General features: G+C 43.6%; 14 protein-coding genes and 1 tRNA gene. 9 read left to right on the top strand and 6 right to left on the bottom strand.

What is annotated here, in order from left to right; genetic code table 11:
• Nucleotides 1-143: 143 nt before the first annotated feature.
• From AACU32_RS22830 to AACU32_RS22815, 4 genes are all read right to left on the bottom strand, one after another.
• Entirely contained in the window at nucleotides 144-878 is a 735-nt protein-coding gene (locus AACU32_RS22830) for a hypothetical protein (protein WP_096603473.1), read from the bottom strand.
• Between the two features lie 470 nt (nucleotides 879-1,348).
• Nucleotides 1,349-1,981, bottom strand: a complete 633-nt coding sequence (locus tag AACU32_RS22825; RefSeq protein WP_096603470.1) for a J domain-containing protein — start codon at nucleotides 1,979-1,981, stop codon at nucleotides 1,349-1,351.
• Between the two features lie 310 nt (nucleotides 1,982-2,291).
• A complete protein-coding gene (locus AACU32_RS22820) occupies nucleotides 2,292-2,723 on the bottom strand; it encodes a hypothetical protein (RefSeq protein ID WP_096603468.1) in 432 nt (143 codons plus the stop codon).
• A 288-nt stretch (nucleotides 2,724-3,011) separates the two neighbouring features.
• Complete coding sequence (locus AACU32_RS22815) at nucleotides 3,012-3,926, bottom strand: WD40 repeat domain-containing protein (RefSeq protein WP_096603467.1); 915 nt, start codon at nucleotides 3,924-3,926, stop codon at nucleotides 3,012-3,014.
• 207 nt (nucleotides 3,927-4,133) lie between these two features.
• Here AACU32_RS22815 and AACU32_RS22810 point away from each other — a divergent pair, with 207 nt between their 5' ends.
• Both AACU32_RS22810 and AACU32_RS22805 read left to right on the top strand, forming a co-directional pair.
• Nucleotides 4,134-5,231, top strand: a complete 1,098-nt coding sequence (locus tag AACU32_RS22810; RefSeq protein ID WP_096603465.1) for a tocopherol cyclase family protein — start codon at nucleotides 4,134-4,136, stop codon at nucleotides 5,229-5,231.
• Nucleotides 5,232-5,264: 33 nt separating this feature from the next.
• A tRNA-Arg gene (locus tag AACU32_RS22805) sits at nucleotides 5,265-5,338 on the top strand.
• 153 nt (nucleotides 5,339-5,491) lie between these two features.
• Here the strand turns inward: AACU32_RS22805 and AACU32_RS22800 are convergent.
• Nucleotides 5,492-7,321 carry an energy transducer TonB gene (locus tag AACU32_RS22800; protein WP_096603464.1) on the bottom strand — a complete coding sequence of 610 codons (1,830 nt, stop codon included), beginning with the start codon at nucleotides 7,319-7,321 and terminating at the stop codon, nucleotides 5,492-5,494.
• Nucleotides 7,322-7,920: 599 nt separating this feature from the next.
• Between AACU32_RS22800 and AACU32_RS22795 the strand changes: the two genes are divergently transcribed.
• The 3 genes from AACU32_RS22795 to AACU32_RS22785 all read left to right on the top strand — a co-directional run bounded on the left by AACU32_RS22795 (nucleotide 7,921) and on the right by AACU32_RS22785 (nucleotide 14,531).
• Nucleotides 7,921-9,231, top strand: a complete 1,311-nt coding sequence (locus AACU32_RS22795) for a P-loop NTPase fold protein (protein WP_096603461.1) — start codon at nucleotides 7,921-7,923, stop codon at nucleotides 9,229-9,231.
• Nucleotides 9,228-9,410, top strand: a complete 183-nt coding sequence (locus AACU32_RS22790; protein WP_096603459.1) for a hypothetical protein — start codon at nucleotides 9,228-9,230, stop codon at nucleotides 9,408-9,410. The genes AACU32_RS22795 and AACU32_RS22790 overlap by 4 nt, the downstream gene beginning before the upstream one ends.
• Nucleotides 9,411-9,482: 72 nt before the next feature.
• Nucleotides 9,483-14,531 (top strand): eIF2A-related protein, encoded by a 5,049-nt coding sequence (locus AACU32_RS22785; protein WP_339378190.1) that lies wholly within the window; start codon nucleotides 9,483-9,485, stop codon nucleotides 14,529-14,531.
• A gap of 28 nt (nucleotides 14,532-14,559) precedes the next feature.
• On the opposite strand, the gene AACU32_RS22780 is transcribed toward AACU32_RS22785, so the two are convergent.
• Nucleotides 14,560-14,706 (bottom strand): hypothetical protein, encoded by a 147-nt coding sequence (locus AACU32_RS22780; protein ID WP_339378189.1) that lies wholly within the window; start codon nucleotides 14,704-14,706, stop codon nucleotides 14,560-14,562.
• 461 nt (nucleotides 14,707-15,167) lie between these two features.
• On the opposite strand from AACU32_RS22780, the gene AACU32_RS22775 reads away from it, so the two are divergent.
• The 4 genes from AACU32_RS22775 to nblS all read left to right on the top strand — a co-directional run bounded on the left by AACU32_RS22775 (nucleotide 15,168) and on the right by nblS (nucleotide 19,813).
• Nucleotides 15,168-15,833 carry a Uma2 family endonuclease gene (locus AACU32_RS22775; protein ID WP_096603458.1) on the top strand — a complete coding sequence of 222 codons (666 nt, stop codon included), beginning with the start codon at nucleotides 15,168-15,170 and terminating at the stop codon, nucleotides 15,831-15,833.
• Between the two features lie 301 nt (nucleotides 15,834-16,134).
• The gene (locus tag AACU32_RS22770) at nucleotides 16,135-16,290 is read left to right on the top strand and encodes a histidine kinase (protein WP_339378188.1); all 156 of its coding nucleotides are present in this window, start codon (nucleotides 16,135-16,137) and stop codon (nucleotides 16,288-16,290) included.
• On the top strand, nucleotides 16,290-17,570 hold the full coding sequence (gene purD / locus AACU32_RS22765) for a phosphoribosylamine--glycine ligase (RefSeq protein WP_096603455.1): 1,281 nt from the start codon (nucleotides 16,290-16,292) through the stop codon (nucleotides 17,568-17,570). Before AACU32_RS22770 ends, purD begins: the two co-directional genes overlap by 1 nt.
• A 350-nt stretch (nucleotides 17,571-17,920) precedes the next feature.
• The gene (gene nblS, locus AACU32_RS22760) at nucleotides 17,921-19,813 is read left to right on the top strand and encodes a two-component system sensor histidine kinase NblS (protein ID WP_096603453.1); all 1,893 of its coding nucleotides are present in this window, start codon (nucleotides 17,921-17,923) and stop codon (nucleotides 19,811-19,813) included.
• The last annotated feature ends 86 nt before the right edge of the window (nucleotides 19,814-19,899 follow it).

Below are 19,899 nucleotides of genomic sequence, written 5' to 3'. Positions count from 1 at the left end.
AGTGATCGATGTATTTACTAAACTTGAATGGTATTTATTTATTGCAATAATTTTGCAATATTTCTTAAGGATTTGCCTACATACCTACTGCGAGATCCCCGACTTCTTTAAGAAGTCGGGGATCTGACTGATAACAGCAGTGATTACTGAGCAGAATTTCCAGTGTTACTGTTTCCAGAAGCGGAAGAACCGTTGCTAGAGTTACTGTTTGACTTGTCTAGCCCTGTAAGCGGAGTAGTTTTTGAGCTGTCACTGTTGTTCTGTTGAGTCGGAGTATTTGTGGAATTGTCGCTGCTTCTATCTTGAGTAGAAGAGTTAGTCTTTGGTTGTGTACTGGAAGTTGGGGCTTTTTCAGTAGCAGGAGGCACAGAGGGAACAGTAATATTGATATTCGGTTGTGTAGGCGCAGTTTTTGCTGGAGCTTGCTGTTGTGGAATTACAACAGGTACTTCTCTGGTTCTTTCAATGATTGTGGTTCGGCTTGAGGGAGATTGACTAGCCGCAGGTGAAGGACTAGCATTATTTGGTACAGGTACAGGAACCACTACTGGTGAAGTTCTGTCCACCGCTGCATTGTTGCGCTGGTTAACGTACCAAAATGCGCCTACACCCAAGGTAACAAGAGAGGTGAAGATAACGCCTAATAGTAAACCATTAGCAGTATTAGTGTTATCACGGTCTGCTAAATTAGCTTGCTGATCTCTCCGTTCGCTGTAACGACCATCTACATAACCATTTCCGTAGGAATTAGGATTAGCTGTGTTGTTAACTGTTTCAGTAGTCCGTTTCACATGAGTATGAGTTTCACCATTAGCATTTGTATAAGTTTCTTGGCGATTTTCACTGTGATAGTTTTGGCGATCGCTTGAGTTGGTCATAATCCTTTATTTCACTCCTCGATGGAAAAATTTTGACAAACTAGACTGTGCAATAATCAAAGTTTTAAATGATCTGGAAAATCTTTTTATGTTGCTTGGGAAAGGTGTTTTATTTGTTACTTTAGCTTTGATATGCTTCAGAATAACCTTTGCGATCGCGTCAATGGCTCTATCGCGAGTAGGGAGTTTTTCCTCCATCCAAAGACGGAATATTGGCAATAATGTGAGAACTATTAGCTTATTAACAGCTTAGTGAGGCAATAATTTAGCTAGGTCAGGGAAACCCTACCCCCAATACGGTTCGGTTAACGGGGAAAGAAAAAAGGGAAAAGGGCCCATTCAAACCTTTCCCCCTTACCCCTTAACCTTTTCCCAAATCCAAAGGGAAATGAAAATTGCTTATCCAAACCTTATTGACCTTACCCCTACTGTCAACTGAAGTATGAAGTATGAAATTACCCCATTCATCTTCAAGACCAGTTTAGGTTCAAGAAATTTTTAATTTTCTGACACCATCTTTTGACTGGATTTCTAGAGTTTGATGCGGGTTTTGATGGCGTATACCATCTGGAAGATGAAGATGTAAAATTACTTTTTGCATTGTGCAAATTTTGTTCTAGCTGTGCAGCTTTATTTAAATCTGAGCTAGCGCGATATTCATATCCTAATTGAGAACAAACTAGCCCACGATACTTATATGCATTGATGTAGCGAGGATTGAGGCGAATTGCTCTGCTAAAGTCTGCGATCGCTTCCTCATATCTCCCTTGAGTAGCGTTTTGCACTCCTAAATTATAAAAGGTTTCGGCGTTCCAGTGATTGATAGATTCTTTCGGGGGATTGGTTGGTGAAGATGGAAGTTCAACAGCTGTAGGTAGCGGTTGCGACTTGAGATAATTGTAAGCAGCGTTAATTTTCTTAATTTTTTCCTCTGCTTGCTGTTTTTGCTGTTTGTCCGCAAAGCGATCGGGATGCCAAATTTTCACCAAATTACGGTAAGCTAGCTTTACCTGTGCCTGCGATACACCGGGTTTGAGTCCCAGAATTGCCAAACAATCATTGATATCGAGTTGAAAATGCGATCGCGGCGGCTGGTTAGACATATCGCAGACTAAAAAAATAGATAACTATGTAAATCTATGCTAGCGATTTCACAAAATTTCTTCGACTCTCGCCAAAAACCTCAAGTGGGAACGATTGGCGATCGGGGAGTATCCTAAATCTGTAAATTGATTTTCTTGTAGTGCGGGCATCTTGTCCGCTTCTTTGACATTAGGGAGCAAGATGCTCCCACTACAAATTTAAAATTTCGCTGTAGGTGCAGATATTACAGATTTAGCTTGTATAAGAGATAGACAAATAAGGGAAAGGCAAAGCAGAACTTGTCTATGATTGAGTTTGTTTAGGCTCACACTACTTCTTTGCCTTGAATCCAACTACTTTTCCTAAACACTCAAGTCCTTTGTGAGTACCCTTAGCACCCTTAGCTATAAACTTACCTGACAATTGCCCTTGCTTCCAGCTTCCCTGATACTCAATAGCGTAATATTCATGGCTTGAAGTACCAGTCCACTGCATTGGTTCTGCACCAGGTTCTATTCGTCCACCAAATTTTCCCGGCCAACCACCGTGATAATTAAAGGCATCTGATTGCACCATTAAACCATCGGCACCAATGTTTACATAACCGCCACCTTTAACTGGGCAACCTTCTGGAGAGTTTTCAGTAATTAACTGGACTAAGTAAGTTCCCTGTACATCCACTAAAGGACAATTGGCTGCCTCCGCGATGAAGGCAACGTTTAAGGTTAAAAAAATTGCAGAGGATGTGGCAAGTTTAAGCATGGAGTGACTTCATTAATTGAATGTTTTACGATTACGCCTAAGGGCGGAGTTGAACCGCACCTTCGGCTCATCGCTTTCGGGCGATTAACGAGGTGTTGGTTCTAACGAAGTGTTGTTGTGACGACGTTTCACAGATTTTAGCATATTATGTCAAATTTTATACTACATCGACAGAACAACTATTTTAGGGTGCGTTACGCGTTGCCATAACGCACCGAGAAATATGGTGCCCTGCGGCTAATTCTCACTCTCCCAATTTCCGAAATCCTTGCATAGCCGTAACATACCCTACTCATAAGGGAATAACGTAATAGTTTTATCCTGATTCCCACTAGCTAACGTCTTACCATCTGGGCTAAAGGCAACCGAATATACATCATTCTCAGGAGATGTAAAACTACGGAGTTCATTAGCAGTACTCACCTGCCATAGTTTGATTGTCTTGTCTTTACTTCCACTAACTAATATCTTCCCATTTGGATGAAAAGCCACAGAACAAACATGATCCGAATGCCCTGTGAGAGTGCAAAATTCTTGACCGGTTTCCATGTTCCATAACTTAATAGTTTTCTCTTTACTGCCACTGGATAATGTTTTACCATCAAGGCTGAAAGCCAAAGAATTAATTCCGCCAAACCAGTCAGAATGACCCCGCAGAGTAAAGACCTTTTGTTTAACTATCTGCCAAATCTTAATAGTTTTATCATTACCATCGCCCCCACTAGCTAAAAAGTTGCCATCAGGGCTGAAAGTAACGCATAAAACATCATCTGAATGCCCCTTGAGCGAGTATAATTCTCTGCCTGTTTCTAATGACCAAAGTTTGACAGTCTTGTCTTTACTGCTACTAGCTAAAGTTTTTCCATCTGGGCTAAAAGCAACACAATAAACCTTTTCCTCGTGTCCTGTGAAAGTGCAAATTTCCCTTCCACTTTCAACATCCCACAATTTAATCGTTTTGTCATCGCTAGCACTAGCTAATTTCTTGCCATCGGGACTGAAAGCTACTGAATTAACACCTCCAGACCAGGAAGATTCTCCATGTCCCTTGAGGGTGCGGGATTGTTTATTAGCTAAATGCCAAATTTTTATATTTTTATCATCGCTACCACTGGCTAACATCTGCCCATCAGGACTGAAGACGACAGACTTCACCTTATCTGAATGTCCTTTAAGAGTGTTTACAAATATTAAATCTTGCATGGTTGGGTATGTATATATATGTATAAATTTGCCATTACTATTTAGTAATAACCATGAAAACTGCGTAACAGCCGAAAATATAAGTCTTTTAACTTTTGACTTTTGAATGCGTGACTTTTGACTTACTCAGCAGCGGTAGTAGGTGCTTTCGCGACTTGTGATTAGACATTATTGTGCATACTGGGATATAGGCAACACATTAAAACTATGCTTAGTATTCCCAAAAATCTTCTGGATATGACTCAAACACCCCATTCTGGTTATCACTGGGATGGTAGCAGTCGCCGCTTCTTTGAAGGGTGGTATTATCGCGTCACTTTACCCGATTGCGGTCAAACCTTTGCTTTTATGTACTCTATTGAAGACCCCATCGGTAATCAACCTTACAGCGGTGGTGCAGCCCAAGTCTTGGGGCCTAACGATGAATATCTGTGTCGGACTTTCCCTGATGTCAAAACATTTTGGGCGAGTCGGGATGTTTTAGCTTTGGGTCATTGGGGTAAAACCAATTTACCTACCCATCCCATCTATCTTATCCCAGCAGAGTTTGAACATCATATTCAACAAGGCTATCAAGCCACAGCCACTTTAAATCAAGGAATCATTAGCGATCCTGCTACTGGTAATTATTGTCGCTGGCATTATGAAATTAAGCCAGTATATGCCTGGGGTAATCATGGCAGTCTGCAACAATCAACCGCTGGCTGGTTATCATTTTTGCAGATTTTTGAACCTGGATGGCAAATTTTAATGGCTCACGGTTTGGCTAGTGGGTGGATTGACTGGAATGGCAAAATATACGAATTCACCAACGCCCCAGCTTACGGTGAGAAAAATTGGGGCGGTGCTTTTCCTAAAAGATGGTTTTGGCTCAATTGTAATAGCTTCCACAATCAACCGGATTTGGCATTAACCGCAGGCGGTGGAAGGCGGGGTGTGCTGTGGTGGATGGAATCTGTAGCGATGATTGGCGTGCATTATCAAGGTAAATTTTATGAATTCGTTCCCTGGAACTCACAAGTAGAGTGGAATATTCAGCCTTGGGGTAGATGGGAAATGCAAGCACGAAACTCAAACTATGAAATTGAGTTAATTGGGACTACAGATTTACCCGGTACACCTTTACGTGCGCCGACAGCAAATGGTTTAATGTACTGTTGTCAAGACACCATGCAAGGCAAACTAGATTTGCAGTTATGCGATCGCACTCAAGGGAAATCTGAAATTATTCTCAAAGCACAGAGTTCTCTGTGTGGCTTAGAAGTTGGTGGCAGTCCTTGGGACAATTCCTGGCAGTCTAGTTAAAACTACTGCTATCATTATATATGCATCCTTATTGGGGCTGTGGCTCAGTTGGATAGAGCAAGCGCCTCCTAAGCGCTAGGCCGCGCGTTCAAATCGCGCCAGTCCCGTACCACCCACAAACTCTGAAACCTATTAACAAAAAAGGTTTCGGAGTTTTATTTTTTTATCTTCTTTACTGGAATTTAGTACATAGGCACTGTTTAACGTTTATCAGATAACCTAAAACGACTATCATATTATATGAAATTTTTTCATCGGAACTACTGTCCTGCATTTGGACTGGGTGCAGCAACTGGCGCAGACTGGCGACTTTGACGCAAAGCATTGCGCAAACGGCTAGCACTATCCGATGGTTGCGAAGTTGGTTTCACATCCCGTCGCCGTCTTCTCAATATGCGTTGGGCTGGTTCACCCGATGTTCTCACATCAGCTGTAACTTCCCGTTGTCTAAGTCGCAGGCGACGACCAAGGGAATTTTCTTCTTCAGAACGTCGCACCCTGGTTGGTGTCGCTTCTGTGGTGGAACGTAATCGCCTGCCAATTCTTGATTCTGTACTGCTGGTAGCACTTTGTCCAGATGTAGATTCAATGCTGCGTCGCCGTCTTGTTAATGTCGCAGCAACATCGCTACCCCCAGTCACCGCAGTTTCTATCCGCCGTCTGCGTCTTGGTGTTTCTTCACCAGTGTTGTTATTTGCAGAAGTATTTCCAGAACCTGCTGCTATTTCCCGTTGTCTTTCCCGTTCTTGGCGTTCCTGTTGCTGCTTCTTGACTTGACGGTGGCGACTGGAACCTTGGATGGCATACTCTGTGGCTATTTGCACTCCTTGTCTACCGTTTTCCGAAGGCTTGAGTTTCCAATTCCTGGCTTGGCGGAGGTGTTCTTCATCTAATTCTCTGTTACCACTGGAACCAATCAATCTGACATTAGTAACATTACCATTAGCATCAGTATCAATCGCTACGTTTACTCTACCTTCTACCTTGCGTCGTCTGGCGCTTTCAGAGTATCTCACATTACATTCTCTACAAGCAGCCCGACCATCGCCGTTACCCCGCGAATTATCTTCTCCATCGCCATTACTGGGTAATTTTGGGGTTGTGGATGTGGTAGCTATTCGTTGTCCTCCAGAGTTATTACCAGAACTGCTACCGATACCAGAACCGCTGCCACTGCCAATACCCGAACCAGTGCCGCTACCAGAACCGCTACCAACACCAGAACCGCTACCACTGCCAATACCCGAACCTGTACCGCTACCGAAGCCAGAACCGCTGCCACTGCCAGTCCCCGAACCTGTACCACTACCGAAGCCAGAACCGTTTCCAGTACCCGTACCCGTACCAGAACCGCCACTACTGCCAGTTCCGTTACCAGTTAAGACGGATGTCCCACCGCCGCCACCGCCGCCACCGCCACCAGGTAGGCTATTTCCTGGTGTTGTGGAAGCGCTGATGTTACTCGTAGCAACCGACTGACTGCTTTGGGAGTCTCTAATTCCGCGTAGGGTAGCACGTAAATTACCGCTGGAATTACTAGAACTACTGGAATTATTGGAATTTGTGTTAGATAAAGCAACAGGTTTTTCTACGGGTTTTTCCGGTACTTTCTCAACGGGCTTCTGAGCTAAATTTGTTTCTGGTTTTACTGGCTGAACCAACTTTTGGATGGGTGGCTCTGGTACAACAGGTTGCTTGGGCGGGAGAATTGGCTGGGGAAGGGGTGGTAATTCCACCTTGGCTGGAAGCGGCACAGGATTTACCTGATTTTGTGGTTTGACAATACTCTCAGTTTGAGGATTACTTGTTGAACTTGTGAGAACTTCAGTTTTTTCTTGGACTTCAAGCTTTTGGGGAGACTGCTCCGGCTTTGGTTGTTCTTCTAGCTTGTTTTCTTGGGGAGTGTCGAGAACTGCAATCTCAATTGGTTCCTCTTCAACTGGGGACAATCTGGTGAAGTAATTACCCATCCCTGAAGCGAGTACCGCCACATGGAAGCCGAGGGAACCAATTAGACTCAGAACCAGAAAACCTTTCAGCGCTTTTGTTTCTTTTTCGCGCTGCTCAAAGCTAGTGCCGGAGAATGTCATAAGTATGTTGCTATATATTCTCACTAAAAAGGTTAAAGTGTCCTGGTACAAAAGTCAATCTATATATATTAGGACTTAGGCAGGACGAAGGGAAAAACGAACCACGAAGTACACGAAGTACACGAAGGAAAGATATTTTCAGAGTTATTTTGCGTAATTCCTGTCTATAAAAAAATATGGCAGCGATTTTGCCTAATTTATTCTATAAAAGCCATAAAATTTCTGAAATTAGAGAAATTGCATCAGGATTAGTTGAATAATCGATTAATTTACTGTCATTATATTTTCACATTAGTTTGAGAAGTATTCGCATTAATTCTCAATTGAGAGCCTATCTCAACTTGCATGGGGCATGGGGCATGGGGCATTGGGCATTGGGCATTGGGCATTGGGCATGGGGCATGGGGCATGGGGCATTGGGCATTGGGCATGGGGCATTGGGCATTTATCCTCCTTATCCCCCTTTCATGTATGGTGATGAGAATTTTTTCACTGAGACGGCTTTGTTACTTCATCCTTCATCCTTCATCCTTCATCGTTTCTTCTGTCATAATCACTGAAATAAGCCGTAGCATTGGGCTGATTTTGGGTGATTTGTCATGAAACTGGATTTACAGAAGTTTTTTCAGGCCTCGAACCCTAGCAAGACTTTGGTTGTCAGCAAACCAGAGGATCGGCAATATTATATTGATTTTTCTGTGGTGCGGGGTGCAAAGATTATTGAAGAATTGGGACGCACTATCACCCGATTGTCACCAGAAACACCTACCTGTCAATTATTTACCGGACATATCGGTTGTGGCAAGTCTACGGAATTACTGCGGCTGAAGGCGGAGTTGGAAAAGCAGGATTTTCATGTAGTATATTTTGAGTCCAGCCAAAGTCTGGATATGGCTGATGTTGATGTTACAGATATTTTATTGGCTGTAGCTCGTGAAGTCAGCAAAAGTCTGGAAGATATAAAAATTAATATCAAACCGGGATATTTTCAAAATTTATTTCACGAGATTGGCGAGTTTTTGCAAACACCGATGGAGCTTGGGGGAGAGTTATCTGTGGGTATTGCCAAAATTTCTGCGAAAACTAAAGATAGTCCCAAGCTGCGCAGTCAATTGCGGCAATATTTAGAACCGCGCACTAATGGGATTTTAGAAGCAATTAACAATGAATTACTTAAACCTGCTAAAGAGAAGCTGAAGGAGAAAGGTAAAGCCGGATTGGTGGTAATTGTCGATAATCTTGATAGAGTTGATAATTCCTTAAAGCCATCGGGTTATTACCAGCCAGAATATCTATTTGTGGAACGGGGCGAACAGCTAAACCAATTAAATTGTCACGTTATTTATACAATTCCCCTAGTGTTAGTATTTTCTAACGCTTTGGGCAGATTAACCAATCGCTTTGGTGTTGATCCGAAAGTTTTACCGATGGTTCCGGTGCAGCTACGAAATGGGGCTGACTTTGGGCGAGGAATCACATTATTGCAACAGATGATTATGGTGAGGGCTTTTCCTGGGGTAAGTTGGGAACAAATGCAAAATGTAAATTTAAATTTAATTACTCAGGTGTTTGACAGTCCTGATACATTAGATAGAATTTGCCGAGTTAGTGGTGGACATCTGCGGAATTTGTTAATGTTATTATTTCGCTGTTTGCAAAGAGAAGATCCCCCAATTACCCGTGATTGTGTAGAAAGTGTGATTAAACAACGCTGCAATGAGCTAACTTTAGCGATTACAGCAGATGAATGGCAATCGTTGCGCGAGGTAGCGCAAAATAAAAGCTTGAGAGGACATGAAAAATATGAGCTTTTGTTGCGCAGTATGTTTGTATTTGAATATCGTGATGAGGATGGTTCATGGTTTGATATTAATCCCATTTTGATGGAGGCGAAGGAATTTCCGGGATGAAGAATTTAAATAATTTATGCGCCTACCCGAAAAATCGCCCGCAGGCTGGAAGCCTGGGGCTACTGGTACAAAGCCTGCCGTTGCAGGCTGAATATCTTGAGCCTGCGAAGGCAGGCTTGGTTCGATTAGCCGCACCATTCTATGGTGACGGCGGGATGGCGGAAAGCATGACTATTTAACTGCTGCAATAATCTCAGATGTAGGGTGTGTTATGCCGTAGGCTAACGCACCGCCACCAAATACAAATAATTATGACTCATGAAGAAATTCAAAATTTAGATGCTGACAATGAACAATCATTAAAAACTTTGGTGAGAGCAATTAGGCTTTCTCAAGGTGAATTTTCGCTGATATTATTACGCTGTAATTATGCAGCTTTGCAGCAACGGATTGTCCAACGTCTGCACCAATTATCTACCGTGGAAATTCGGGAAATAACTTTACCTGCATCGGTGAAAACTCTTTACACTGCTATTAAATCGCAGTTGGGAGATGAGCAGCCACCGGCTTTGATGGTTTTTGGTTTGGAGTCGGTGAAGGATATTGATACGGTATTGACTGCGGCGAATCAGGTAAGGGAAGAGTTTAGAAAGAATTTCCCGTTTCCCATATTGTTGTGGATTAATGACCAAGCTCTGCACAAGTTGATTTCCTTGGCGGCAGATTTAGAGAGTTGGGCAACTAATATTGCTTTTAATAATACTACTCATAATTTAATTGAGTTGCTGCGGCAAAGGACTGATGAAATCTTTGCGGGTAATGTCAAACCCAATCCGCAAATTTGTTGGGAACTGTCAACGGCGCAACAAGATTTACAAAGCCGTGCGGAAGTTTTAGATGCAGCTATTCAAGCAAATTTAGAATTTGTCTTTGGGTTATATGATTATTTATATGATAGGTTAGATGCGGCTTTAGCACGATATCAGCAAAGTTTAGGGTTTTGGCAAGAAAATAATAATTTATCTAATTTATCTGACTTTGCACAGGATGAGGAAAACCTCTCTCCAAACCTCTCTCCTACAAGGAGAGAGGCTTTGAATTCTCCCCCTTCCCTAGTAGGGAAGGGGGCTGGGGGGTTAGGTTTCGCTTTAGCTTTTAAACTAGAACGGCAAGGTATATTATTAGCTCATATCGCTTTAGCCTATCAACGCCAGGCTAATATTAATCAGGGAGAAAATCAAGGGAATTGGGAAGCAGCAAGAAATTATTTTCAGCAAGCTATTGAGATTTTAGAGTCAGCACAAAAGCCGGATTTAATTGCCGAATATATTAGTAACTTGGGTGAAGTTCTCCGCAGTTTACAAGCATGGGGTGATTTACAAAGCCTTGCTGAACAATCGCTGATACTCCATCAAGAGTATGGCACGCCGCGACAGATAGCTCAAGATTATGGCTTTTTGGCTGAGGTGGCGTTACAAAATTCGCGCTGGGAAGAAGCACAGCAATTTGCACAACAAGCACTGGAAGTATTAAATATAGCAATTTCCGTGGGGATGCAGTACCCTTTTACCCCACCCCTTAATCCCCTCCCCGTTTACGGGGAGGGGAGACAAAGCATCGCTTTGGCGGGGTGGGGTTCTTTGGGTTTAGTAAGTAATCAACCAGGTATGATATTACAACCCCATGAGTTGAGTTTTTACCGGGTATTGTTAGCTCGTGCGCAACGGGGTTTAGGCGAAGTCACCGCAGAAGTTAGTACTTTAGAACAAGCAAAATCAGAAAGTAATCCCCAGTACAACCCGCAATTATATATCTCTATTTTGTCAAGATTGCGGGAACTTTACTTTGAGCAAGCTAGATATTTAGATGCTTTTCATCTCAAGCAAGAGCGATTACAAATTGAACAGCAATTTGGGTTTCGGGCTTTTGTTGGTGCATCTTATCTTAACCCGCAAAGACAGGTAATTAACCCAGCACAGATACAACCAGAAAATACAGAAACAATCGCGCAAGAAATTGCAGTTTCTAGCCGAGTTCAAGATGTGCGGCGGTTACGGGAAAGAGTTAGCGGAACTGAACATAAATTAACTGTAATTCATGGACAGTCGGGAGTGGGGAAAAGTTCAATTTTACAAGGGGGATTAATCCCAGCTTTGCAAAAACAACCAATTGGTGAGCGAGATGCTTTACCAATTTTGTTGCGAAGTTATACAGATTGGCTGGGGATGTTGAGACGGCTGTTAGTAGAAAGTGTTGAGAGGTTGCAGGGAATATCTCTTAATTCTGCGGCAGAGATATTAGCGCAGTTGCGGCATAATGCAGAACGGAATTTATTAACAGTTTTAATTTTTGACCAATTTGAAGAGTTTTTCTTTGTTTGTCAAGACCAAGGACAAAGGCGACCTTTTTATGAATTTCTCCGCGTCTGCTTAGATATCCCCTTTGTAAAGGTAATTTTGTCTTTGCGAGAAGATTATTTACATTATTTATTAGAGTTAGATAGAATATGTGATTTAAAAGTTATTAATAATAATATTCTTGATAAAAATATTCGTTATTACTTGGGTAATTTTTTACCTGATGATGCTAAAAATGTAATTCAAAGTTTGACGGAGAAGACAAATTTTTATTTAGAGCCTAACTTAATTGATGAATTAGTAACAGATTTGGCGGGGGATATTGGGGAGGTACGCCCGATTGAGTTGCAAATTGTGGGGGCGCAGTTGCAAACTGAGAAAATTACGAGTTTAGAAAGATATCATCAGGCGGGGACTAAGGAGAAATTAGTTGAGCGATTTTTAGAGGAAGTTATTAAAGATTGTGGTGCAGTGAATGAACAAACTGCGAGATTAGTTTTATATTTATTAACCAATGAAAATGGGACACGCCCGTTAAAAACTAAGGCTGATTTAGCAGCAGATTTAGGAGCAGTCGATAAGTTAGAGTTAGTGTTAGATATTGTTGTTAAATCTGGTTTAGTTTTGCTGTTGCCAGAATTGCCTGCTGACCGTTACCAGTTGGTGCATGATTATCTCGTGGCTTTTATTCGCCAGCAAAAGGAAAGTGAGTTAAGAAAAGAATTAGCAAGGGAACGTGAGCAACGTTTGCAAGCAGAAACCAATTTACAACGCGAACAAGCAGCAAAGAAAATATTAGCTGATGCTAACCGAGAAGCTGAACAGAAAATTAAGCAAGGGCGTAATAGATTAGCGTTGAGTTCTGCTTTAGCAATAGTTTTATTACTGGTGGCTGGTTTATCTGCTTTGTATGCCATTAATAAAATTGAGGAAGCAAATGCTGCAAAAGCAGCACAACAAGAAGCACTCCAAGGAAAAAACTTAGAACGGGCAGGAGTTAATGCTTTAAGACAATTTGAATTTGCTGAGTTAGAATCTTTGCTATTGGCAATGCATAGTGGTAAAGAGTTGAAAAATCTAGTTAAAGATAGTCGCCCACTAGAAAAATACCCAGCTTTTAAACCAATTTTTGCTTTGCATACCATTCTTAGCAATATTAAAGAACGCAACCAGTTGCAATGGCATCAGGACATTGTTTCAAGTGTGAGTTTCAGCCCGGATGGCAAAACCATCGCCACCGCCTCCTCGGACAAAACAGTGCGGTTGTGGAACCTGCAAGGGCAACTTTTACAACAATTGCGTCACCAGTCGAGTGTCACTAGTGTGAGTTTCAGCCCGGACGGTAAAACCATCGCCACCGCCTCCTCGGACAAAACAGTGCGGTTGTGGAACCTGCAAGGGCAAATTTTACAACAATTCACCGGGCATCAGTCGAGTGTCTTAAGTGTGAGTTTCAGCCCAGATGGCAAAACCATCGCCACCGCCTCCTCGGACAAAACAGCACGGTTGTGGAACCTGCAAGGGCAACTTATACAAAAATTGCGGCACCAGTCTAGTGTCTTAAGTGTGAGTTTCAGCCCGGATGGCAAAACCATCGCCACCGCCTCTTGGGACAAAACAGCGCGGTTGTGGAAGTTGCAGGGGCAACTTTTACAAGAATTGCGGCACCAGTCTAGTGTCTATGGTGTGAGTTTCAGCCCGGACGGCAAAACTATCGCCACCGCCTCCTCAGACAAAACAGTGCGGTTGTGGAACTTGCAAGGGCAACTTTTACAAGAATTCAAAGGGCATCAGCTACCTGTCAATAGTGTGAGTTTCAGCCCAGACGGCAAAACTATCGCCACCGCTTCTTGGGACAAAAAAGCGCGGTTGTGGAACTTGCAAGGGCAACTTTTACAAGAAATGCAGCATCAGTCCAGTGTCACTAGTGTGAGTTTCAGCCCGGACGGCAAAACCATTACTACCGGCTCTGCGGACAGAACAGCGCGGTTGTGGAAATTGCAAGGGCAACTTTTACAAGAATTCAAAGGGCATCAGCTACCTGTCAATAGTGTGAGTTTCAGCCCAGACGGCAAAACTATCGCCACCGCCTCCTCAGACAAAACAGTGCGGTTGTGGAACTTGCAAGGGCAACTTTTACAAGAATTCAAAGGGCATCAGCTACCTGTCAATAGTGTGAGTTTCAGCCCAGACGGCAAAACTATCGCCACCGCCTCCTCAGACAGAACAGCACGGTTGTGGAACTTGCAAGGGCAACTTTTACAAGAATTCAAAGGGCATCAGCTACCTGTCAATAGTGTGAGTTTTAGCCCGGACGGCAAAACCATTACCACCGGCTCTGCGGACAGAACAGCGCGGTTGTGGAACCTGCAAGGGCAACTTTTACAAGAATTCAAAGGGCATCAGCTACCTGTCAATAGTGTGAGTTTCAGCCCAGACGGCAAAACTATCGCCACCGCCTCCTCAGACAAAACAGTGCGGTTGTGGAACTTGCAAGGGCAACTTTTACAAGAATTCAAAGGGCATCAGCTACCTGTCAATAGTGTGAGTTTTAGCCCGGATGGCCAAACCATCGCTACCGCATCTGCTGATAATACAGCATGGTTGTGGAACCTGCAAGGACAACTTTTACAAGAATTGCGGCATCAGCTACCTGTCAATAGTGTGAGTTTCAGCCCAGACGGCAAAACTATCGCCACTGCCTCATCAGACAAAACAGCGCGTTTGTGGAACCTGCAAGGGCAACTTTTACAAGAATTCAAAGGGCATCAGTCCCGTGTCTGGGGTGTGAGTTTCAGCCCGGACGGCAAAACCATCGCCACCGCATCAGATGACAAAACAGCGCGGTTGTGGCCTGTGGAGAATTTAGATGAGTTGTTGGTGCGGGGTTGTAGGTGGTTGCATGATTATTTGCAGAATAACCCGAATTTGACTGAGGGTGACAGGAATCTCTGCGATGATCTGAAGACAGCACCTCGGCTTCGCTCGGTGACCAGGCAATGAGAAGATAAAGGGTGATCTGTGATATTTCTCAGTAAGTGCGATCGCCTGTGATATTTCTCAGCAAGTGCGATCGCCTGTGATATTTCTTAGTAAGTGCGATCGCCTGTGATATTTTCCCATGAAGTGCGATCGCCTTCACTGTAAGTCGGGTTAAGCGAGGGAAATGCAGCATCATAATACCTCAACACGACTCTGAAGTACCTCAACACGACTCTGAAGTACCTCAACACGACTCTGAAGTACTCCAACACGACTCTGAAGTACCTCAACACGACTCTGAAGTACTCCAACACGACTCTGAAGTACTCCAACACGACTCTAAAGTACTCCAACACGACTCTAAAGTACTCCAACACGACTCTGAAGTACCTCAACACGACTCTGAAGTACCTCAACACGACTCTGAAGTACCTCAACACGACTTTGAAGTACCTCAACACGACTTTGAAGTACTCCAACACGATATCAATTTGAAAATATGAAAAATGCGATCGCTTTTTTGGTGTTGCGGGTGGTGAGAAATGCGTAGACGCGAAGCGGCTTGTCGTCCGACATCGCTTGTGTTGGCTTAACTGGGGTTTTTCTGACCGTACAATATGGTTAGGGAGAAATTTATATTAAAAATTATTCACCTTTATGACCCAAGCACCTCCCAGAATAGTCACCTTTCAAGAATTTATCGAGTGGTATCCAAACGACGGGAAGCGCTACGAACTACATAATGGAGTAATTATTGAAATGGCACCCCCAAGCGGCGACCATGAAGATATAGCCGGATTTTTAGCGCGTAAAATCGGCACTGAATTTGACCGACTCAATCTACCTCATAACATCCCAAAAACAGCTTTTGTTAAAACCCCCAATGGTGAATCCGCTTACTCACCTGATTTTTTGGTCATCAACCGCACCAATCTCATCAATGAACCCCTGTGGAAAAAAGAATCTACAGTTACTCAGCCTGAATCCGTACCCCTAGTAATTGAAGTTGTGAGTACGGCAGTTGCTTCAAGCTGGGAAACCCGTCCAACGCACTGCCTTACCAACTGGCGCGACGACTACTACAAAAAGTTTGCCGACTACGAGGAGATGGGTATTCCCGAATACTGGCTTGTCGATTACAAAGCGTTGGGAGGACGCAATTTTATTGGTAATCCCAAACAACCAACTATTTTTGTCTGCAAACTGGTTGAAGGAGAATATAAAATGACCGCCTTTAAAGGCAATCAACTCATTATTTCCCCCAGGTTTCCTGAACTTAAGCTTACCGTGCAGCAGATTTTTGATGCAGCGCTTGGGTGTTGACGGTTGACGGTTGACTGTTGACTGTTGACAGTGCAAGTTTAGGTACGCGGGCAGGGCTTACAGAACCATACGTGTCAACTTAACGCGAAACCCTTGCCACGATATGATTTGATACAAAATCACGTACCACCAAGATCCGCGCTACCCCACCCCAGTTTTGTCTAAAAGCCAAAACGTCCCCTCCCCGTTTACGGGGAGGGGATTGAGGGGTGGGGTAAAATGCCTGTGGAATAAGCGTTTTGACTTAAGTTGACACCAATGCTTACAGAACCCGCCCCTACAGACTGTTAACCAATGCCCAATGCCCAATGCCCAATGCCCCATGCCCAATGCCCCATGCCCAATGCCCCATGCCCAATGCCCAATGCCCCATGCCCCTTGCATAAGCACAAGCATTGATGGAAAAATTGATGGGCGAGTAGCTTCGCTGTTGGCAAGGGAAGTAAGAGGAAATTAGTGAAAGTTTTAGTTGTCGGAAATGGGGGGCGCGAACACGCTCTGGCGTGGAAACTGCTGCAATCTAAGCAAGTTGAGCAAGTTTTTTGTGTACCGGGAAATGGCGGTACGGCAAGCTTGGCTCTTTGCCAAAATATACCTCTGGCGGTAGATGATTTTGAGGGCATTGGCAAATATGCTTTGAATAGTGGGATAAATCTGGTTGTAGTTGGGCCAGAAGTGCCCTTAGCTAAAGGAATTACAGATTATCTTAATAATCAAGGATTGAAGGTATTTGGCCCTGATAGAGCCGGGGCGCAAATTGAAGCGAGTAAGGCTTGGGCAAAAGCTTTAATGCAAGAAGCAGGTATTCCCACAGCTAAAGCGGCGGTGTTTACAGAAGCTGCCGCCGCTAAATCCTACGTGAAAGCACAGGGCGCACCGATTGTAGTCAAAGCTGATGGCTTGGCGGCGGGTAAAGGTGTCACCGTGGCGGAAACGGTAGAACAGGCGCACAGTGCCATTGAGGCGATATTTCAAGGTCAATTTGGCAGCGCTGGGGAATTTGTCGTGATTGAAGAATGCTTGATTGGGCAAGAAGTTTCAGTATTAGCCTTAACTGACGGTTTAACAATTCGCCCCTTATTACCAGCCCAGGATCATAAAAGAATTGGGGAAGGGGATACAGGGGAGAATACCGGGGGAATGGGAGCCTACGCCCCAGCGCCGATTGCCACACCAGAAATTATGGCAAGGGTGCAAACAGAAGTTTTAGAAAGAGCGATCGCTACTTTAAAATCTAAAGGCATAGATTACCGGGGTGTACTTTATGCCGGGTTAATGATTGCCCCCAATGGCGAATTTAAGGTGTTGGAATTTAACTGTCGGTTTGGCGATCCGGAAACCCAAGTCATTCTGCCACTATTGGAAACACCCCTAGAAGAATTAATTTTAGCCTGTGTTGAACAGCGTTTAGGGGAAATGCCACCAATTGCATGGAAACCGGGCGCAGCTGCTACAGTCGTTGCTGCGGCTGGCGGTTATCCTGGGGAGTATGCAAAAGGACAAGTAATTACTGGCACAGAGAAAGCCACGGCTGCGGGAGTGACTGTATTTCATGCAGGGACAACATTAAACCAGCAACAAGAAATAGTCACCGCAGGCGGTCGAGTGTTAAACGTCACTGGTACAGGGGCAAATTTTGATGATGCGATCGCTCAAGCATACACTGGTCTAGAATCAATTCATTTTCCGGGAATGTATTACCGTAGAGATATCGGGCATAGAGTTAAGGGACAATAGGCGGTTGACTGTTGACTGTTGACTGTTGACTGTTGACTGTTGAGATTTTTGAAATATACGTGGGGTGGGCATTGCCCACCATCTCAGGGTTTCGGTGGGCATTGCCCACCCTACGCATACAGAGATTTTTTCAGAAATCAAATATGATTCCTATAGGATGATTCTTAACTTGGGTTGGAGGTAATCGGGAGAGTATGAACAAACAAGTACCTGTCAACCGTCAACCGTCAACCATTAACAGATTCCAAACTTTTGACTTTTGACCTTGGACTATTGACCTATTTGTCAAATTAACTGTTAATTTTTTAGTTGTTGGGGTTTATAAAAACTACTAACAACTTTTATTTAAGATGCTGGCTCTTGTGAAAACAATCCGAGAAACGATCGCAAATTGGTGGTCAGATTTCACCCTCCAGACTAAGCTGTTGGCTGTGGCAACATTGGTGGTATCTTTATTTATGAGCGGTTTGACCTTCTGGGCGGTGAATACGATTCAGCAGGATGCGCGGATGAATGATACCCGCTTTGGTCGTGACCTGGGACTGCTGCTAGCTGCCAATGTGACCCCGCTAATTGCTGACCACAATCTCACTGAAGTTGCCCAATTTTCCCAACGCTTCTACAGCAGCACTTCTAGTGTGCGTTATATGCTTTACGCCGATGAAACTGGGAAAATCTTTTTTGGTATTCCCTTTTGGGACGCGGAGGTGAAAAACTCCTTAACCATTAAACGGCGCATTCAACTACCGGAAGATTACGCTAGTGACAGCGATAAGCCGATGGTACGGCAACACATGACTCCTGATGGATCTGTCACTGATGTGTTTGTTCCCCTCATCGCTGATAAAAAATACTTGGGTGTCTTGGCAATTGGGATTAACCCTAACCAAACTGCTGTTATCTCCACCAATTTTACCCGCGATGTCACCATTGCCGTGTTTATTACCATCTGGGTCATGGTAATTTTGGCAGGGGTAATCAATGCTCTCACCATCACCAAGCCCATTAAAGAACTATTAGTAGGTGTCAAACAAATCGCCACCGGGAACTTTAAGCAGCGAATTGACTTACCCCTAGGAGGTGAACTAGGAGAGTTAATTCTCAGCTTTAATGATATGGCAGAGCGGCTAGAAAGTTATGAAGAACAAAATATTGAGGAACTAACAGCCGAGAAAGCCAAGCTAGAAACTTTAGTTTCCACAATTGCCGATGGTGCGGTGCTGATTGACAATAACATGCAGGTGATATTAGTCAATCCCACAGCCAAGCGGATTTTTTCCTGGGAAAATGATGAGGTAGTCGGCTGCAATGTGCTACATCATTTACCTCCCACAGTCCAAATGGAAATTAGCCGCACTTTGTATGAAATGGCCGCAGGTGAATGTGAAAGTGCCGAATTTCGGATTGCTTTAAATCAACCTACCCAACGCACTATCCGCATTCTCTTAACTACAGTTTTGGATTTACAACGGGAAAGTGTTAAAGGTATAGCCATCACCGTGCAAGATATCACCCGTGAAGTTGAACTCAACGAAGCCAAAAGCCAATTTATCAGCAACGTTTCTCACGAACTGCGAACGCCTTTATTTAATATCAAATCTTTTATCGAAACTTTGCACGACTACGGCGAAGATTTAAGTATAGAAGAACGCCAAGAGTTTCTGCAAACAGTTAATCATGAAACTGATCGCCTGACACGCTTAGTTAACGATGTATTAGATTTATCCAAACTTGAATCTGGCCGTAACTATAATTTTGATGGTGTAGATTTAGGACAAGCGATCGAGCAAACACTGCGTACTTACCAACTCAATGCTAAAGACAAAGGCATTGAATTAATTCAAGATGTTACATCACCTTTACCATCAGTATTGGGTAATTATGATTTGTTGCTGCAAGTGTTAGCTAATTTAGTAGGTAATGCGCTCAAATTTACCCAAGCCGGTGGAAAAGTAGCTATTCGCGCCTATCAATTAGATCCCAAGCCCAACAACTCTCACAAGCAATCGCCTCAGGTGCGAGTAGAAATAGCTGATACTGGTATTGGCATTGCTTCTGAAGACCAACAAGCAATTTTTGATCGCTTCTTCCGGGTAGAAAATCGCGTTCATACTCTGGAAGGTACGGGGTTAGGTTTATCAATTGTCCGCAATATTATGGAAAGGCATCATAGTAAAATTCATTTGGTAAGTGAAGTGGGAATTGGTACTACTTTTTGGTTTGACTTGACTGTGTTTGAGTAAGTCGCAAAGGGCGGGGAAACCCATTGGTGTCAACTTAAGCTAAAACGCTTATTCCACAGGAATTTTACCAACCGCCCACCAATCAC

The sequence above is a fragment of the Calothrix sp. NIES-2100 genome (genome assembly GCF_963875285.1).
Classification (GTDB): Bacteria; Cyanobacteriota; Cyanobacteriia; order Cyanobacteriales; family Nostocaceae; genus Aulosira.
Note: the sequence above shows the minus strand (reverse complement) of the source record. Positions and strands in the feature narration are given on the sequence as shown.

Excerpts from the sequence above, each read along its gene's own strand:
- AACU32_RS22800 (WP_096603464.1), bottom strand. The coding sequence starts at position 7,321 with ATGACATTCTCCGGCACTAGCTTTGAGCAGCGCGAAAAAGAAACAAAA.
- AACU32_RS22775 (WP_096603458.1), top strand. The coding sequence starts at position 15,168 with ATGACCCAAGCACCTCCCAGAATAGTCACCTTTCAAGAATTTATCGAG.
- AACU32_RS22785 (WP_339378190.1), top strand. The coding sequence starts at position 9,483 with ATGACTCATGAAGAAATTCAAAATTTAGATGCTGACAATGAACAATCA.
- AACU32_RS22830 (WP_096603473.1), bottom strand. The coding sequence starts at position 878 with ATGACCAACTCAAGCGATCGCCAAAACTATCACAGTGAAAATCGCCAA.
- nblS (WP_096603453.1), top strand. The coding sequence starts at position 17,921 with ATGCTGGCTCTTGTGAAAACAATCCGAGAAACGATCGCAAATTGGTGG.
- AACU32_RS22810 (WP_096603465.1), top strand. The coding sequence starts at position 4,134 with ATGCTTAGTATTCCCAAAAATCTTCTGGATATGACTCAAACACCCCAT.
- AACU32_RS22770 (WP_339378188.1), top strand. The coding sequence starts at position 16,135 with ATGCCCAATGCCCAATGCCCCATGCCCAATGCCCCATGCCCAATGCCC.
- AACU32_RS22815 (WP_096603467.1), bottom strand. The coding sequence starts at position 3,926 with ATGCAAGATTTAATATTTGTAAACACTCTTAAAGGACATTCAGATAAG.
- AACU32_RS22825 (WP_096603470.1), bottom strand. The coding sequence starts at position 1,981 with ATGTCTAACCAGCCGCCGCGATCGCATTTTCAACTCGATATCAATGAT.
- AACU32_RS22795 (WP_096603461.1), top strand. The coding sequence starts at position 7,921 with ATGAAACTGGATTTACAGAAGTTTTTTCAGGCCTCGAACCCTAGCAAG.
- AACU32_RS22780 (WP_339378189.1), bottom strand. The coding sequence starts at position 14,706 with ATGATGCTGCATTTCCCTCGCTTAACCCGACTTACAGTGAAGGCGATC.
- AACU32_RS22790 (WP_096603459.1), top strand. The coding sequence starts at position 9,228 with ATGAAGAATTTAAATAATTTATGCGCCTACCCGAAAAATCGCCCGCAG.
- AACU32_RS22820 (WP_096603468.1), bottom strand. The coding sequence starts at position 2,723 with ATGCTTAAACTTGCCACATCCTCTGCAATTTTTTTAACCTTAAACGTT.